General features: G+C 60.3%; 12 protein-coding genes. 6 read left to right on the top strand and 6 right to left on the bottom strand.

The window, feature by feature from the left end:
• Positions 1 to 55: 55 nt before the first annotated feature.
• The 4 genes from ACL0K2_RS02730 to ACL0K2_RS02715 form a co-directional block, all read right to left on the bottom strand.
• Positions 56 to 1,642 (bottom strand): ABC-F family ATPase, encoded by a 1,587-nt coding sequence (locus tag ACL0K2_RS02730; RefSeq protein WP_239610342.1) that lies wholly within the window; start codon positions 1,640 to 1,642, stop codon positions 56 to 58.
• Positions 1,643 to 2,129: 487 nt separating this feature from the next.
• A complete protein-coding gene (locus tag ACL0K2_RS02725; RefSeq protein WP_413043728.1) occupies positions 2,130 to 3,563 on the bottom strand; it encodes a sensor histidine kinase in 1,434 nt (477 codons plus the stop codon).
• Positions 3,532 to 4,218 (bottom strand): response regulator transcription factor, encoded by a 687-nt coding sequence (locus tag ACL0K2_RS02720; RefSeq protein ID WP_045162100.1) that lies wholly within the window; start codon positions 4,216 to 4,218, stop codon positions 3,532 to 3,534. The genes ACL0K2_RS02725 and ACL0K2_RS02720 overlap by 32 nt, the downstream gene beginning before the upstream one ends.
• On the bottom strand, positions 4,218 to 5,039 hold the full coding sequence (locus ACL0K2_RS02715) for a MipA/OmpV family protein (protein ID WP_413043727.1): 822 nt from the start codon (positions 5,037 to 5,039) through the stop codon (positions 4,218 to 4,220). Before ACL0K2_RS02715 ends, ACL0K2_RS02720 begins: the two co-directional genes overlap by 1 nt.
• A 209-nt stretch (positions 5,040 to 5,248) precedes the next feature.
• On the opposite strand from ACL0K2_RS02715, the gene ACL0K2_RS02710 reads away from it, so the two are divergent.
• The 4 genes from ACL0K2_RS02710 (at position 5,249) to ACL0K2_RS02695 (ending at position 11,828) form a co-directional block, all read left to right on the top strand.
• Entirely contained in the window at positions 5,249 to 6,673 is a 1,425-nt protein-coding gene (locus ACL0K2_RS02710) for an efflux transporter outer membrane subunit (RefSeq protein WP_413043726.1), read from the top strand.
• 79 nt (positions 6,674 to 6,752) lie between these two features.
• Entirely contained in the window at positions 6,753 to 7,940 is a 1,188-nt protein-coding gene (locus ACL0K2_RS02705; RefSeq protein WP_413043725.1) for an efflux RND transporter periplasmic adaptor subunit, read from the top strand.
• Positions 7,937 to 11,050 carry an efflux RND transporter permease subunit gene (locus ACL0K2_RS02700; RefSeq protein WP_413043724.1) on the top strand — a complete coding sequence of 1,038 codons (3,114 nt, stop codon included), beginning with the start codon at positions 7,937 to 7,939 and terminating at the stop codon, positions 11,048 to 11,050. Before ACL0K2_RS02705 ends, ACL0K2_RS02700 begins: the two co-directional genes overlap by 4 nt.
• Positions 11,051 to 11,348: 298 nt before the next feature.
• Complete coding sequence (locus ACL0K2_RS02695; RefSeq protein ID WP_045162104.1) at positions 11,349 to 11,828, top strand: nuclear transport factor 2 family protein; 480 nt, start codon at positions 11,349 to 11,351, stop codon at positions 11,826 to 11,828.
• A 384-nt stretch (positions 11,829 to 12,212) separates the two neighbouring features.
• Here ACL0K2_RS02695 and acnB read toward each other — a convergent pair whose 3' ends face one another.
• Positions 12,213 to 14,822: a bifunctional aconitate hydratase 2/2-methylisocitrate dehydratase gene (gene acnB / locus ACL0K2_RS02690; protein ID WP_413043723.1), complete on the bottom strand. Its 2,610-nt coding sequence runs from the start codon at positions 14,820 to 14,822 to the stop codon at positions 12,213 to 12,215.
• A 398-nt stretch (positions 14,823 to 15,220) separates the two neighbouring features.
• Between acnB and ACL0K2_RS02685 the strand changes: the two genes are divergently transcribed.
• Positions 15,221 to 15,688, top strand: coding sequence for a DUF1289 domain-containing protein (locus ACL0K2_RS02685; RefSeq protein WP_045162107.1), 468 nt, complete (start codon positions 15,221 to 15,223; stop codon positions 15,686 to 15,688).
• A gap of 51 nt (positions 15,689 to 15,739) precedes the next feature.
• Here ACL0K2_RS02685 and ACL0K2_RS02680 read toward each other — a convergent pair whose 3' ends face one another.
• Positions 15,740 to 16,600 carry a universal stress protein gene (locus tag ACL0K2_RS02680; RefSeq protein ID WP_045162109.1) on the bottom strand — a complete coding sequence of 287 codons (861 nt, stop codon included), beginning with the start codon at positions 16,598 to 16,600 and terminating at the stop codon, positions 15,740 to 15,742.
• Positions 16,601 to 16,777: 177 nt separating this feature from the next.
• On the opposite strand from ACL0K2_RS02680, the gene ACL0K2_RS02675 reads away from it, so the two are divergent.
• Positions 16,778 to 17,383, top strand: a complete 606-nt coding sequence (locus tag ACL0K2_RS02675; protein ID WP_045162111.1) for a tRNA-(ms[2]io[6]A)-hydroxylase — start codon at positions 16,778 to 16,780, stop codon at positions 17,381 to 17,383.
• Positions 17,384 to 17,388: the final 5 nt, after the last annotated feature.

The raw sequence follows: 17,388 nt of genomic DNA, 5'->3' as shown, positions 1-17,388 counted from the left end.
TACAAAAACGCCCCGTACAGTACGGAACTGACGGGGCGCGTTCGTTCCGGCGTCCTTAGATCACGCCAAGGCTACGCAGATAGTCGTCATAGGTGCCGCTGAAGTCGGTCACACCTGTATCCGAGAGCTCAATGATTCGCGTCGCGAGCGAGCCGACGAACTCGCGGTCGTGGCTGACGAAAATCAAAGTGCCCGGATAGTTCTCCAGCGCCAGGTTCAGCGCTTCGATGGATTCCATGTCCAGGTGGTTGGTCGGTTCGTCCATTACCAGGACGTTGGGCTTTTTCAGAATCAGCTTGCCGAACAGCATGCGACCCTGTTCGCCTCCAGAGATAACTCGAACCGACTTGAGGATCTCATCATTCGAAAACAACATACGGCCAAGGGTGCCGCGCACGATCTGTTCGCCGCCCTGCGTCCACTGGCCCATCCAGTCGAACAGCGACATGTCGTCTTCGAAGTCATCGGCATGGTCCTGGGCGTAGTAGCCGATATCGGCGCTTTCGGTCCACTTCACCGAACCAGCATCCGGCTGCAGTTCGCCAACCAGCGTACGCAGCAGGGTGGTCTTGCCGATACCGTTCGGGCCGATGATCGCGACCCGCTCGCCGGCTTCGACGGTGAAGCTGAAGTTCTTGAACAGCGTCTTGCCATCAAATCCCTTGGCCATGCGCTCGACGGTTACGGCTTGGCGGTGCAGCTTCTTGGTCTGCTCGAAGCGAATGAACGGGCTGACGCGGCTCGAGGGCTTGACCTCCGCGAGCTGGATCTTGTCGATCTGCTTGGCGCGCGAAGTCGCCTGCTTGGCTTTCGATGCGTTGGCCGAGAAGCGGCTGACGAAGGTCTGCAATTCGGCGATCTGCGCTTTCTTCTTGGCATTGTCGGCCAGCAGCTGCTCGCGCGACTGGGTCGCCGCGGTCATGTACTCGTCATAGTTGCCCGGGAACAGCCGCAGCTCGCCGTAATCGAGGTCGGCCATGTGCGTGCACACGCTGTTCAGGAAGTGCCGGTCGTGGGAAATGATGATCATGGTGCTGTTACGCGCCGTGAGGATGTTTTCCAGCCAGCGGATGGTGTTGATATCCAGATGGTTGGTCGGCTCGTCGAGCAGCAGCACTTCCGGATCGGAGAACAGCGCTTGCGCCAACAGTACCCGCAGTTTCCAGCCCGGCGCCACTTCGCTCATCGGCCCGAAGTGCTGTTCGAGCGGGATACCAAGGCCCAGCAGCAGCTCGCCGGCACGGGACTCGGCGGTGTAGCCGTCCATCTCGGCGAACTCGGTTTCCAGTTCGGCGACGGCCATGCCGTCTTCCTCGCTCATTTCCGGCAACGAGTAGATGCGCTCGCGCTCGGCCTTGACCTTCCATAGCTCTTCGTGGCCCATGATCACCGTGTCGATGACGTTGAAGTCTTCGTAGGCGAACTGATCCTGACGCAGCTTACCCAGGCGTACGTTGGGTTCGAGCATGACCTGACCAGCGGACGGCTCCAGGTCGCCCCCGAGGATTTTCATGAAGGTCGACTTGCCGCAGCCGTTAGCCCCGATCAGGCCGTAGCGATTGCCGTTGCCGAATTTGACGGAAACGTTTTCGAACAGCGGCTTGGCGCCGAACTGCATGGTGATGTTAGCGGTGGAGATCAAAGCCAATATTCTCGCGGGTTTCAGAGTTGGGGATTTACGCTTGGTCCCTTTTAGGTCCCATCTGCAGCTTTTTCATTTCGTTCCCATCGCGTTCGCTATCGGCAACAGGCGTATCGAGACCGAGGGACATGTAACGATAGCCAAGCTGTTCGGCGATAAACGCGGGGCATGCCTACATCAGGCAGATGGTTGCGTATGGGTGGCGCGCATTGTACGGATGATGCTAGCGAATCCCTAATGACTTAAGCGTTGGTTGTCCTTGATGAATGCAGATCCGGTTTGCTTCGCTAGATTACAGGGCCGGTTCTGGTGATGCTGCGTCGCAATGACCGGCGTCACGGTGGGTACGTAACGATGTTGCACGGCGGCGTCAGCCGCTACATTCAAGTCCAGTGCGCTTGCATAGCCTCCCGCAGCCCGACGAGGAAGGGCATCCGCCGTTGACCTCATCGACCGAAACTATCCGCCGCGATGCAGAGCCTGTGCCTTAGCTGGGAGCAGGATCTGGTATTGGGCTCAGATGGTGCAGTTGCTGGCCTGCGGTGTCTTTGGCGCCAGGGTGCGAGAGCTGGAACAGCAGGCCTGGCTCTACCCTGAACACGGACAGCGTCCAACCGTGCGCTGTCGCTATTTCCTGGCAGATGGCGAGGCCAAGGCCCGCACCGTGATCGCGTCTATCGGCGCCACGCCAGAAGCGTGCAAATAAATGCGCCAGTTGGTCTTCGTTCACACCAGGGCCCCAGTCACGCACCGCCAATATGTTCGCGCCGACGCTCACATGAACTGCCGTCCCACGAGGCGCGTGCTGAAGCGCGTTCTCCAACAAATTTTTCAGCAAGGTGAACAGCGCACCCCGATCGGCTACCCAATCGTTCTGACGGGCGTCATTGTTCATTACCAGTCTCACACCCGCGCCATCGGCCATACGTTGCAGATAACTGATCGCTTCGCTCACAACTTCCCGGATATCCACAGCGGCAAACCGGTAGCTTTGCATCTCGCTTGCTTCGGCGAGATGCAGCAGCTGTTGCACTTGGCGCGTCATATGTTCGACATCATTGAGCAGTGAGTTCTGTCCGTCGGTATGATCGATCAACTCGATCTGAGCACGGATCAATGCAAGTGGCGTTTTAAGTTCATGGGCCGCCGTTGCGAGAAATTCCTGCTGAACGCGATAGCCCCGCTCAAGCCGCTCGAGCACGTTATTGAAGCTTTCAACCAAGGGTGCGATCTCATTTGGTGCGGCATCGGTGTTCAGGCGAGCGTGTAGCGAGCGAGGGGAGATCTTCGCAGCCGAGTTCGATATGTCTCGTAGCGGCTTGAACGCATACTTCAGTGTTACGTAAACGCATGCGCCGAAGATAAACAGCAATACCAAACTGAACAGCGTGATTCCCAGGCCGGTGAAAGGCAATGCGAACGCACGGTGCATCAGGTGCAGGAATCGGGTACTGGCCGCGAACTGAAAATACCAAGTCCGCCCCTCATGCTCGACTGCCTCGGTGGCGCCGTGCATCGTCACGCCTCTTTGCTCGAATTTAAAGCTTTCGGAGCGAAGCTGGTCGGCTTCGCTACTTTCAGGCCAAATGACTTCGCTTCCAGGCCAGGACAATACAACCATCCCCGACGCGTCCAGCACCCGGTATGAGGTTTCTTGTTTCAGGCTGTCGAATACCCATTCGATATCGAATTTGGTTATGTCTATCCCGATCGGTATGCCATTGCTATCGAACACTAGGTCATCGGCCATCTCTCTCGCATTATCGGCCACCTCCGCGTCCGAGAGCATGTCACTTTGAGATGCCGTCAGCGCGAAAAGGGCCAGCACGATTATGGCTGTGGTGACCATTGCGCCGGCGATATAGGCGAGCAGTACTTTGACGGCGAGGCTATTGAGCCACGTCGTTCTCACGAAGCGCATAACCGTGCCCCCGTACGTTGACGATCTTGTGGCGCGCACCGATGGTGAGCAGTTTGCGGCGGATACGGTGAAGCGCTACATCCAGAGCATTGGGAGTGACCGCTTCACTCAGCCCCCACGCGGCCGCTTCCAGCGCCGTGCGCCGCACAACCTCATCATGGTTGCGCATCAGCAAGAGCATGACCTGAGCTTCGGTCGGCGACAGGGCTACGCTATTACCGCCGCGCCAGAGAACGCCGGCATCGACGCGTAGCGTCAGGTCCCCATAGCTGGGATCGAGCGAGCGCTGTATGACGGGGCGGCGCAGCAACGCCTTGGCGCGCGCGATCATCTCATCCATGGCGAACGGTTTGGGTAGGTAATCGTCCGCTCCGGCGTCCAGCCCTTCTACTCGATCATGCAATGCGTCACGCGCCGTCAATACGAGGCACGGCAACCCTATCCCCGCGGTGCGCAGCCTTTGCAGCAGGATGAGCCCATCGCCATCCGGCAGGCCCCGATCCAGGATGACGGCCTGGTACGGGAGCTGCTGGATAGCGGCCCACGCAGCATCGATGCGTCCGATTACGTCGACAGCGATCCCGGCGCCCAGCAGCCCTTTGCAGATCAGTCGAGCCAGGCGTTCGTGGTCCTCAACGAGGAGGATGCGGTTCATCAGAATCGGTAAAGGTAGCCAAAGGCCACGCGATTTTCGGTGGAGCTGTCTACCAGAGGGCTGTCCTTGATCTCATCAGCGAGACTTACCGCTTCGAGGTCGAGGAACACGGAGTGCTTTTTATCGAACATATAGGTTCCACGCACGCCAAACTCAGTATTGATTCCGGCCTTTCCATCGTAGGCCGCCCGGTCGAAGCGAGCTTCGCTGTCGCGAACGCCGTAATAATAGTCGACGTACTTCTTGTCCTGCCATACGGCTGCCAGGCGCGGCGTAAGCTTGATGTGGTCACTGATCTGCCACGATCGTTCCAGGCCGAGGGTAAAGCGTTGACCGTCGCTATTACTCGACGCGTCCGTAAGCCATTCGGCGTAGACGTCCGCCCATTCGTTCTGCCATTTCACATTCGCTCCAGCCCAAAAACCGCCGTCGCGATCGTCCATTCCGTCGAGTATGCGAGCATCGCCTTCTTCATACCCGCTTGAGTCGTACCGAGCCACAATATTGAAATTGAGTTGTTCAGAATCGCTGATGCGCAGACTCGGCAGCTTGAACTCCGCGACAGGGCCGAAGATCCGCACATACTGATTTTCGTAGTAGATCAGCGGTATCGCCTTGTTGTCCCGATCTATATCGGTGTACGGCTGTTGACTGCTGGCCGCGCCAATACCAAGCCCCCAGGATGTTGAAACCTCTGGATAGGAGAACTCGGCCGCGTGGGTGGTCAGCGGCGACAAACCACCTAAAAGAACGGAAGCAGTCGCGGCGCGCATGATTGCACTTGATGATGCGGTCAAAGCGGGTAAGCGAAAACGATACATCGAACTCTCCAGGGCGAGGTTGAAAACGCTTGCATCGTCCAGAACTCCGTCTTACTGAAAACTTACCGGCCAACCTTTATTTTCCGTGCGCCCGGTAAGGGTCTGGAAAGGTTGCCCGTCCGATAGTGACTCCCTAAGCCGCAAGTCGATGGCCGGTTCGCTGCGTGATGACGACTGGCTGCGCTCATGTAGGAAGGGAGAATGCCGCATTGAACTCATCGTTGAGTCTGACCTGGGGCGTGCTGACAGCAGTTGTGCTCGCTGGCTGCGCGACCATCGAGCAGGCACCGACACTCGGCAGCGCCGATGCGCCCGTGGCCACCCAGTGGCATGCACCCCGTGCACACGGGGGCGAGCTCGTTGATCTGGCGCAGTGGTGGGGACAATTCGACGACCCGCTGATGCTGCGCCTCATCCAGGATGGACAGGACGCCAGCGCGACGCTTTCACAGGCCATCGCACGTATCGCTGACGCCCAAGCTGCACGTGTCTCTGGGCTGGCTGCTCTGTTGCCTTCGCTGGATGGAGCCATCGAGTCGAGCCGTGGACGGTCCGAAGTGGCAGCGCCGGTGGGCTCGATGGCATCGGTGGGCCTTCAGGCCAGCTGGGAGCTGGATATATTCGGTGCCAATCGAGCTGGAGCCGGCGCTGCACAGGCGCAGCTGGAAGCCAGTTTGGCCGAATGGCATGACGCTCGGGTGTCGGTCGCCGCCGAGATCGCGACGACCTATGTCGAGTTCCGGGCTTGTGAAGCCCAGGCGGTGCAAGCCGAACTCGATGCACAGTCACGCAATGAAACCGCACGCCTGACCGATCTGATGGCCGCGAGCGGTTTTCAATCGCCGGCCGAAGCTGACCTGGCCCGTGCGAGCGCGGCCCAAGGGCGGGTGAGTCTGGCTGAGCAACATGCGCAATGCGAATATCTGATCAAGTCGCTGGTTGCGCTGACCGCCCGGAACGAGGTGGCGCTGGGACGCGACCTTGACGCAGCCAGCGCGCGGATGCCGCAGCCTGCCGAGTTTGTCGTCGCGACGCTGCCCGCTCAGGTACTGGCGCAACGCCCGGATATCTTTGCGGCTGCTCGTGACGTCGTCACCGCTAGCGCTGAGTCTGTTCAGGCGCAGGCATTGCGTTGGCCGCGCGTCACCTTGAGCGGGGAAGTCGGGCGGACACGTGTATCCGAGCAGGGCAGCGTCAGCACCAGCGGTACCGTCTGGAGCGTCGGCCCGGTTGCGGTGACGGTACCTCTGTTCGATGCCGGTACGCGTCGAGCCAACGCTGAAGCTGCCCAGGTGCGCTACGACGTTGCCAAGGTCGTTTACGCCGACCGCTTGCGTAATGCCATACGAGAAGTCGAAACGGCGCTGGTGTCGCTGCAGAGCACCGCTGCGCGAAGTGGCAACGCGCGCGACGCCGTCGAGGGATTCGAACGTTCGTTCCAGGCCTTCGAAGCACGGTACCGGTCGGGTAATGCCAGCCTGTTCGAACTAGAGGATGCCCGTCGCAGCAGGGTGAATGCGCAGATCTCCTTCATCGAACTGCAGCGCGAGCACGTCACCAGTTGGATCACGCTGTACCGAGCGGTTGGTGGTGGCTGGTCGTCCGCGGCGTTAGACGACATCACCGGCCTATGACCCCCACACAACCATCGCCTTATCGATCGCCGCTCCGACCACGTCCCGGCCGCAACGTTAAATCAGGATTATGACCCGTATGAAAAGGACAACTCGCCAGACCGTTTTTATCGTAACGGTAGTGGTCACCACGGTCGCCATGACGATGGGGGCTATAGCCGCCTGGGACCGCCGTGACGCGATTCAGGAGGATGAGCCGGTCGCGAGGCCTGCGCTCACGGTGGCCGTTACCTCGCTCGAAACCACCACGCTGCCCAATCAGATCCCGGCGAATGGCAACATCCAGCCGTGGCAGGAGGCGAGCATCGGTACCGAGGCCGATGGCCTGCGCCTGGCCGAGGTCAGGGTGAACGTGGGCGATCTGGTCACACGCAATCAGCTGCTGGCGACCTTTGCTTCCGATACCGTCACGGCCGAACTGGCGCAGAGCAGTGCCGCCACCGCAGAAGCACAGGCGGCACTCGCCGAAGCCGAGGCCAATGCCCAGCGGGCGAGGGAGCTGCAAAACACCGGCGCCTTGTCGGCCCAGCAGATCAATCAGTACGTGACGGCTGAGCGCACCGCGCGAGCACGCCTGAAGGCTGCGGAGGCAACCGAGCAGACCCAGCGCCTTCGCCTGGCTCAAACCCAAGTATTGGCGCCGGACGACGGCATTATCTCGGCGCGCAGCGCCACCGTGGGAGCAGTTCTGCCTGCCGGTCAGGAGCTGTTCCGTTTGATACGCGGACGGCGGCTCGAGTGGCGCGCCGAGGTCGCCGCGGCGGACTTGGCTACGTTGCGACCGGGCCAGCCCGCACAAGTCAGGCTGAGCAATGGCGAGGTGGTAGAAGGGCGGTTGCGCATGGTCGCGCCAGTGATCGACACGCAAACCCGCAATGGATTGGTCTATGTCGACTTGCCGCCAGACAGCCCGGCACGTGCTGGTATGTTCGCGCGAGGCGAGTTTGTGGTGGGCACGGATCAGGTGCGGACCCTGCCGCAGAGCGCCGTGCTGTTGCGTGACGGGTTCAGCTACGTCCTGCGCGTCGGACCTGATTCAACAGTGGCAAAGGTCAAGGTGACTGTGGGGCGGCGGGTAAAAGACCGCGTCGAGATCACGGCGGGTCTTGATACGGACGGCCAAGTGGTACTGACGGGAGGCGGGTTTCTAGGCGACGGCGATCTTGTGCGAGTCGTCGAGGAGCAGCCTGCCTTGAGTCAGGGCGAGCAGGTTTCCAGTGGAGCAGCCAAGCCCGTCAGCCTGTACATGAAGGGGGATGCCCGATGACTCTTAACGTTTCGTCCTGGTCGATCCGAAACCCGACGCCGGCCATCCTGCTCTTCATACTGCTGACTTTTGCGGGCCTGATGGGCTTTGCCTCAATGAAAATCCAGGAGTTTCCCGACATCGACTTGCCGATGATCACCATCACGGCGGAGCTGCCCGGCGCTTCCCCGGCACAGCTTGAGAACGATGTTGCGCGCAGGATCGAGGACTCGCTCGCCACCGTGCAAGGCGTCAAACACATCCAGAGCACCCTGACTGACGGTACCGCGGATATCGCGGTCGAGTTCCGCCTGGAGAAGTCGACCCAGGAAGCGCTTGATGATGTCCGTGACGCGGTGTCCCGAGTACGCGCCGACCTGCCGGCCGATCTACGCGACCCGGTGATCAAGAAGGTCGAAGTCTCGGGCTCGGCGATCCTGACCTACACAGTCGCCTCGACACGGATGGATGACGAGGCCCTGTCGTGGTTCGTCGACCATGACATCAGCAAGGCTTTGCTTGCGGTGCCCGGGGTGGGAGCGGTAACCCGGGTTGGCGGTGTCACCCGCGAGGTGCGCATCGCCCTGGATCCGACGCATCTGCTGGCTCTCAATACCACGGCGCTGGACATCTCCCGTCAGTTGCGTCAGATCCAGCGGGAGGCATCCGGCGGCCGTGTGACCCTCGGTAGCGGTGAGCAGATGGTGCGCACCATTGCTACCGTTCAATCCGCCGAGGAACTCGGCGCGCTCGAGATCACGCTCAGCGATGGTCGGCGAGTCAGGCTCGACCAGGTCGCCACGGTATCCGATACGTTCGCCGAACGCCGATCGGCTGCACTCCTGAATGGTGAGCCCGTGGTCGGTTTCGAGATTGTACGTGCGCGGGGCGCCGGTGAGGTCGAGGTGGGCGCGGGCGTTCGGGCGGCACTCGACACGCTCAAGGCCAAGCACCCGGACATCACCGTCACCGAAGCCTTCAACTCCGTCGATCAGGTGATCGAGAACTATGAAGGCTCCATGCGCCTGCTGTATGAGGGCGCTGCGCTCGCCGTGCTGGTCGTATTCCTTTTCCTGCGTGACTGGCGGGCAACGTTTGTGGCCGCCGTAGCGCTGCCGCTGTCAGCGATTCCCACCTTCGCCGTAATGTATTGGATGGGCTTTACGGTCAATACCGTGACCTTACTGTCGTTGTCACTGGTTGTCGGCATTCTCGTCGATGACGCCATCGTTGAGATCGAGAACATCGAACGCCATCTACGGATGGGCAAAACGCCGTACCAAGCCGCGATGGAGGCGGCCGATGAGATCGGATTGGCCGTCGTGGCGACCACCTTTACGCTTATTGCGGTTTTTCTGCCCACGGCCTTCATGAGCGGTACGGTCGGTAAATTCTTCGTGCAGTTCGGTTGGACCGCAGCCATTTCGGTTTTTTTCTCGCTGCTCGTCGCGCGCATGCTGACGCCTATGATGGCGGCGTATTTGCTCAAGGCGCCAAAGCAGCATGACGAACCCGAGCCGGGATGGATGAGCTTGTATCTATCGCTTGCGCGCTGGTGCCTGCAGCACCGCGTTCTGACCGTCACAGGCGCGGCGGTATTCTTCGCGGGTGGCCTGATGCTCGCCGCCTTGTTGCCGGGTACCTTCATGCCGCCAGACGACGATTGGCAGACGCAAGTAACCCTTACGCTCGCGCCGGGAAGCACCATGGACGACACGCTGGTGCTCGCCGAGCGAGCACGCAGTATCGTGGCGCAACATCAGCACGTGCAGATGGTTTACGCCGGGATTGGCGGTGGCAACACTAGCGGTGACCTGATCGATCCGTCCGGCAGCTCGGCAGGCGATGTTCGCATCGCGGTGCTCACCCTCAATCTGACTCACCGTAACGATCGCCCCGGGCTGACCAAGCAGCAGATCGAGAGTCAGCTGCGCAAAGCGCTTGCTGCATTGCCCGGCGTGCGTATCAAGGTCGGCATGGGCGGATCGGAAAACTACGTGCTGGTGCTGGCAGGCGAAGACGGTCGGGTATTGAGCCGGCATGCCCAGCAGGTGGAGCGGGAGCTGCGCACCGTTCCCGGGGTGGGCGCCATTACCTCGACCGCGAGCCTGGTTCGCCCCGAACTGATTGTCCGGCCTGATTTCGCACGTGCTGCCGACCTGGGTGTTACGTCCACTGCCATCGCCGATACCCTGCGCGTTGCCACGACCGGGGATTACGATCAGGATCTCGCCAAGCTCAGCTTCAGCAATCGGCAGGTTCCCGTTGTGGTACGGCTGACTGACGCCGCCCGAACAGACTTCGATACGCTCCAACGCCTTCCCGTACCCGGTGCTCGCGGACCGGTGCCCCTGGATAATGTCGCAACGCTCGAGATCGGCAGCGGCCCCTCCGAGATCACCCGCTATGATCGGATGCGCAACGTCAATTTCGAGATCGAACTCAATGGCCAGCCTTTGGGTGACATCGAGCAGGCGGTTCTGGCACTACCGAGCCTCCGTAATCTGCCAGCAGGCGTAGTCCAGACGTCGGTTGGAGACGCCGAAGCCATGGGCGAGCTTGCGAGAGGATTCGGCCTGGCGATGCTGACCGGCGTGCTATGTATTTACGTCGTGCTAGTCCTGCTCTTGAAGGATTTCCTGCAGCCGCTGACTATTCTGGCCGCACCGATGCTTTCAATTCCCGGGGCCTTCGTTGCGCTTTACCTGGGCGGAACGGCGTTGTCGATGCCGGCGATGATCGGGCTGATCATGCTGATGGGCATCGCTACGAAGAACTCAATTCTGCTGATTGACTACATCATCCTCGTGCGCCGCGACTTCGGGCTGTCGCGATGGGACGCTATCATCGATGCCTGCAGCAAGCGTGCACGTCCCATCATCATGACGACGATCGCCATGGGCGCAGGGATGATGCCGGTGGCGCTGGGGTGGGGCGTCGACCCGAGCTTCCGCTCTCCGATGGCAATCGTCGTGATAGGGGGACTGATCACTTCGACCGTGTTGAGCTTGCTGGTCATCCCGGTGTTATTCAGCTACGTGGATGACTTCGTCGGCTGCCTACGCAAACTCAAGGGCAGCCCCGATGCCGATCCGACGGGGCTCGCTGGGCCCAGCGGGTCAGTGCCGTAGCGTTGCTCACTCGGAGCATCTGGCCTCGGTCACTTGAGCCGTTGTTAGGGGCGTTCTAGCATGCGATACGCTGAGTCCGATATTTCCCGGACATGAATGCGGAATTTGCGCTCGCAGGTTATCGAGGCTGAGCGCTACTGAATGTTTGGCGATAAGTCGGTCAGAGAAACTTTCGCAGCACGGCCGCAAAGGCGACGAGATTATAGCTCGCTGCCCGCAGCAACCCAGGCCCCGAAATCCTCACGGAGGCAGCGGCAGACATGCCTTCGACGCAGTGATCGATCCGTAGGAGTGTGATGTGGAATCCGTAGAGCCAGAGGTATTCGTACAGGTCAATGATGTCCTGTGCAGATTTTTTCTTTGCTTCGATCAGCGTGATTGGCCCTCGATGGTCGATTGCCTTGGGTCTGAAGTGGCAATTGACTATGTGTCCTCTGGGCGGGAGCGGCCGACGACGATGACTGGTCGTGATTTCGTCAGTCGTCGGCAGAATGCCGCAGACACCTTGGCGAAACACCACAGTTTTTCCAACCTGTTAATCACTCCAGGGCCAGACGCAGGAATTGTCCGAGCGCGGTGCAACTACCTGATTCTTCGGTTTGACCTTTCCCAGGAGCGTCCGGATTCAGGCGAGGATTTCTTCCATTCATGCGGAGGCTACGAGTTCGAGCTTTCCGACCTGGAGGGCGAATGGAAAATTTCTGGCATCAAGCAGGATGCCCTTCGCAGCTGGGGTAACGCGAGCCTGCACGGTGGTTCGGCGAAGGCTAACGGCTAGATGGGATAGTGATTTCTGGATCGGAGGCCGTCATGGTTATTTTGGCTGCTGCGGTTCCCGTGTTGGCACATCACTGAGCGGCCGTTCTATCGAGCGGCGTTTGACGTATTGCCGAACCCAGGCAGGTTCGTAGGTTAGCTGGCTGAACATCTGGCCGTGCGGTTCAGCATACCGCGACGGTATGGAGCTATCTCGGGTTCGTGCTGTTGAATGCATGTCGACAGCGTTCTTGAGTAGCGCCGATAGCGCACGGCTATGGTTGCTACTGTTATGCGATTCGCAGAAAAGCAAACGCCCCGAACCAGTCGGGGCGTTTGCTCATCTTCCGCTACTCATGCAGACGGCGTTAACCGTCTGTAAGGCGGACATGCATGGCTCAGCGCATCAAACCGCAACCACGTCGATCTTCGCCTTGGCCGCGGACTCACGGAACTCGGCGATCTGATCGAAGCTCAGGTAGCGGTACACGTCCGCTGCCATGGTATCGATCTGCGCGGCGTAGACCATGTACTCCTCGACGGTCGGCAGACGACCGAGAATCGAGGCGACTGCTGCCAGCTCGGCAGAGGCCAGGTACACATTGGTCGCATCGCCCAGGCGGTTCGGGAAGTTACGAGTCGAGGTGGAAACCACTGTCGAACCGGTTTCGACCCGAGCCTGGTTACCCATGCAGAGCGAGCAGCCCGGCATTTCCAGGCGCGCACCGGCGCGACCATAGATGCCGTAGTAGCCTTCTTCGGTCAGCTGATGCTGGTCCATCTTTGTCGGTGGTGACAGCCACAGACGAGTCGGCAGGGAGCCTTCGACCTTGTCCAGCAGCTTACCTGCAGCGCGGAAGTGACCGATGTTGGTCATGCAGGAACCGATGAACACTTCATCGATCTTCTCGCCCTGTACGCTCGAAAGCAGACGGGCGTCGTCCGGGTCGTTCGGCGCGCACAGAACTGGCTCGGTGACTTCGGACAGATCAATTTCAATGACTTCGGCGTACTCGGCGTCGGCGTCGGCGCTCATCAGCTTCGGATCGGCCAGCCAGGCTTCCATGGCCTGGGCGCGGCGCTCAAGGGTACGGGCGTCGCCGTAGCCTTCGCTGATCATCCAGCGCAACAGGGTGATGTTGGACTGCAGGTACTCGGCGATAGCCGCTTCCGGCAGCTTGATGGTGCAGCCTGCAGCCGAACGCTCGGCAGAGGCGTCGGACAGCTCGAAAGCCTGCTCGACGGTCAACTCGTTCAGTCCTTCGATCTCGAGAATACGGCCGGAGAAGATGTTCTTCTTGCCCTTCTTCTCGACAGTCAGCAGGCCTTTCTGGATGGCGTAGTAGGGGATCGCATGAACCAGGTCGCGCAGGGTGATGCCAGGCTGCATCTTGCCCTTGAAGCGAACCAGTACCGATTCCGGCATGTCCAGCGGCATCACGCCGGTGGCCGCGGCAAAGGCGACCAGACCGGAACCGGCCGGGAAGGAAATACCCATCGGGAACCGGGTGTGCGAGTCGCCACCGGTACCGACGGTATCCGGCAGCAGCATGCGGTTCAGCCAGCTGTGGATGATGCCGTCACCTGGACGCAGGGAAACACCACCGCGGGTCATGATGAAGTCCGGCAGGGTGTGATGGGTAGTGACGTCGATCGGCTTCGGATAAGCCGCGGTGTGGCAGAACGACTGCATGACCAGATCGGCGGAGAAGCCCAGGCAAGCCAGGTCTTTCAGCTCGTCGCGAGTCATCGGGCCGGTGGTGTCCTGGGAGCCGACAGTGGTCATCTTCGGCTCGCAGTAGGTGCCCGGACGCACGCCTTTGCCTTCCGGCAGACCGCAGGCGCGACCCACCATCTTCTGGGCCAGGGTGTAGCCCTTGTTGCTTTCAGCCGGCGCTTCCGGCTTCTTGAACAGGTCGGACGGGCCCATGCCCAGCTCGGCACGTGCTTTTTCGGTCAGGCCGCGACCGATGATCAGCGGAATACGGCCGCCGGCGCGTACTTCGTCGAGCAGAACGTCGGTTTTCAGCTGGAAGGTGGTGACCAGCTCATCGCTGCCATGACGACGGACTTCGCCCTTGTAGGGGTATACGTCGATCACGTCACCCATGGCCAGATCCGAGCAGTTGAACTCGATCGGCAGGGCGCCTGCGTCTTCCATGGTGTTGTAGAAGATCGGCGCGATCTTGGTGCCGAAGCAGAAACCGCCGGCACGCTTGTTCGGTACGTTCGGGATGTCATCGCCGAAGAACCACAGCACCGAGTTGGTGGCCGACTTACGCGAAGAACCGGTACCGACCACGTCGCCGACGTAGGCGACCGGGAAGCCCTTGGCTTTCAGTTCTTCCATCTGCTTGAGCGGGCCAACGGAGCCAGGCACGTCAGGCGTGATGCCGTCGCGGGCCATCTTCAGCATGGCCAGAGCATGCAGCGGGATGTCCGGGCGCGACCAGGCGTCCGGTGCCGGCGATAGGTCGTCGGTGTTGGTTTCGCCGGTGACCTTGAATACGGTCAGGGTAACTTTCTCGGCAACAGGGGCGCGGTTCTTGAACCATTCGCCTTCGGCCCAGGATTGCAGGACGGCTTTGGCGTTCGCATTCCCGGCCTTGGCTTTCTCGGCTACGTCATGGAATGCGTCGAACATCAGCAGGGTGTGCTTGAGTTGTTCGGCGGTGGCGTCGGACAGTTCCGGGCTGTCCAGGAGGTCGACCAGCGTGACGATGTTGTAACCGCCCTGCATGGTGCCCAGTAGCTCGACGGCGTGTTGCTTGCTGATCAGCGGAGAGGTGGCTTCGCCCTTGGCGATGGCGGCGAGGAAACCGGCCTTGACGTAGGCGGCTTCATCCACGCCCGCGGGAACGCGGTTGGTGATCAGATCGAGAAGGAATTGCTCTTCGCCGGCTGGCGGATTTTTCAAAAGGTCGACCAGGCCTGCGGTCTGCTCGGCGTTCAGCGGCTGGGGCACGACGCCCTGGGCGGCACGCTCTTCTACGTGTTTGCGATAGGCTTCAAGCACAGTTTTATACCCTCATCATTGGTCCCTTGGGTGTCTCGGGACGCGCATCCGGAAGCTGTTTTCAAAGTTTTACGCCGGTTTCCGGGTGCGCAGGTTAGAGGGATCTGCGCACCCGGTAGGTAGCCGGTCAACTGTGCTCGTGACGCTTTGAAAACAGCTTCTTGCGGATTGTTGCGCCTAAAACGGCGGGCCGATTCTACTGGAACAGGCCCGCAAAGTTAAGTGAAACGCCGTGACCATCGAATCTGGTGCGTCCTGCCGGGCTGTTGCGAAAACGCGCTGGAGTACCGCAGGGCGCGGGATGCACGGCCATGGGCGGGTGCCCAGGTGGATTCTTCCGTGACCCGGCTTGGACAAAAGTCTAAGATGCGGCGCTGTTCTCCGATCCACCGCCCGTTATGTCCAATCAGCGCATCAAAACCCCTTGTGTGGGCCTCTGTTCCACTGTTTACGGTGATCTCGTCTGCCGTGGCTGCAAGCGTTTCCATCACGAAGTGGTCAGCTGGAATGCCTATGACGAGGCGAGCAAGCGCTCCGTATGGCTGCGGCTGGAACAGCTCCTGGCGCAGGTGATGGCTGCCAAGCTGGAAATCTTCGATGCGGAGCTGTTGCGCCGCCAACTGGAAAGCCGACAGATCCGCTTCGTTGCGGAACAGTCACCCTACTGCTGGGCTTATCAGCTTATCGCTAGGGGCGCGCGGGTGATTCAGCAGCTCGACGCCTATGGCGTAGTCTTGCTGCCTGAGTTTCGCGACTGGTCTCTGCCCGAGCTTCGCGATGCTATCGACCGGGAGTTTTTTCTTCTCTCAGAGGCGCACTATCAGCGCTATATCGCGCCAGGGTTTTTGGGCGAGATCAGCGGCTAGCGGCCGCAGTGGCGGTAGCACTGCTCCCGCCGGATGGGCGCGCCGGGCCGGTTACCGACGTGCCAGTTCTTCCAAGTGATCGATGATACCTTTCGGCTTGAGTACCAGGACGTCACTTTCCAATGTATCGAGCACCACTTCTGCCGTATTGCCCATCAGTGCGCCGGAAAAGCCCGTGCGGGCTACCGTGCCGATAACCGTCACAACGGCTTGCAGCTCGTGGCAAACGCGAGGAATCAAGGCATCGGCCGGACCCTCCTCGATATGTAGATGGCTATCCGGAATGCCGAACTCGGCCTGGAACTGCTTACAGGCATCGCGATAGCGCGCTTCGATGGTTTCCTTGAGCTGGAAAGCGGGATCGGCCGCTGAGAGCATGGCCGACGGGTGGGCACTGATGACGTGCAAGCTGCCTTCGGCAAGCGAGGCGATATCGTAGCCATGATTGACGATGCTGGCATGGAGCGTGCGATGTTCGAGATCGGCGTTGCCGACGTCGACCGCGGCAAGCACCGTGCCGCCGGTCCAGGGCGCTTCGGTCTTGGCCATCAGCACGGGGCAGGGGCAGTAACGCAGTAGTTTCCAGTCGTCCGGCGTCAGCAGTGCGCGCTTCAAAGGAGAGTCCGCGATGTGCTGCTTGATCACCAGATCACAACCTTCGGCTTGCTGTACCGCAATGATTGTCTGGTGAAGATTTTCATGCCAGGCCTGATGAACGGCTACGGTCTGCCCCTGATCTTCCAGTTCTGCGCGAAGCCTGGCGAGGTATTCGCTGTGTTCATGCTTGCCATCGCAGACCAGCAGATGCAGTTTTGCCTGACTGACGCTGCCGATCAGGCGCGCTCGTTTCAGTGCCAGGTTGTCGGGCAGGTTTGGGTCGATTATTACGAGGATGCTGCGAATGGCTTGCATGATCGGCTCCGTTTCCGGTTTCGTAATGTCTTCACTATAGCTAAGGCAACCCATTTGGTTGTGACGCAAATCAACCCGCACTGGCCGCAGGAAATTCGGCTCGTATAATGCCCGTCGTCCGCGGCTTCGAATCGCCGTATCGCCGCCGTTCACCTCTTATTGCGAATACACCTCACCATGCTTCCCGAATTGAACGAGTTTCTGGGCTGTGCAACGCCTGCCGCCTGGGTCGATGTTGCACTGCAGAACCAGGACGTAATGCTCATCGATCACGGCAACTGCGAGAAAAAGGCCGCTGGCGCGGCCTTCCAGCTGATGTTCCGCTATGTCGACAAGCCCGATCTGCAGAACAAGATGTCGCGCCTGGCGAGAGAGGAACTGCGACACTTCGAGCAGGTGCTGTCGATCATTCGCAAGCGCGATATCGGCCTGCGCAACATCGGCTCATCACGTTACGCCGCCGGATTGCGGGAGTTGGTTCGCAACCATGAACCTTATCGGCTCACCGATACCCTGGTGATCGGGGCCTTTATCGAGGCGCGGTCTTGCGAGCGCTTTGCGATGCTGGTGCCGCACCTGGATGAAGAGCTGGGCAAGTTCTATCACGGTTTGCTGAAGTCCGAGGCGAGGCATTTCCAGGATTATCTGAAGCTGGCATATCTCTACGGCGATGCGTCAGATATCGACGCGACCATCGTTCGGGTCCGTGAGCGCGAGCGCGAGCTGATCGAAAGCCCGGATGACGAGTTTCGCTTTCACAGCGGTGTACCGAGCGCCGCCTGATTCGC

Source organism: Pseudomonas sp. YJ42, from assembly GCF_047225135.1.
GTDB lineage: Bacteria > Pseudomonadota > Gammaproteobacteria > Pseudomonadales > Pseudomonadaceae > Stutzerimonas > Stutzerimonas stutzeri_E.
The sequence above is the reverse complement of the archived record's forward strand: the minus strand, read 5'-3'. Positions and strand labels throughout refer to the sequence as shown.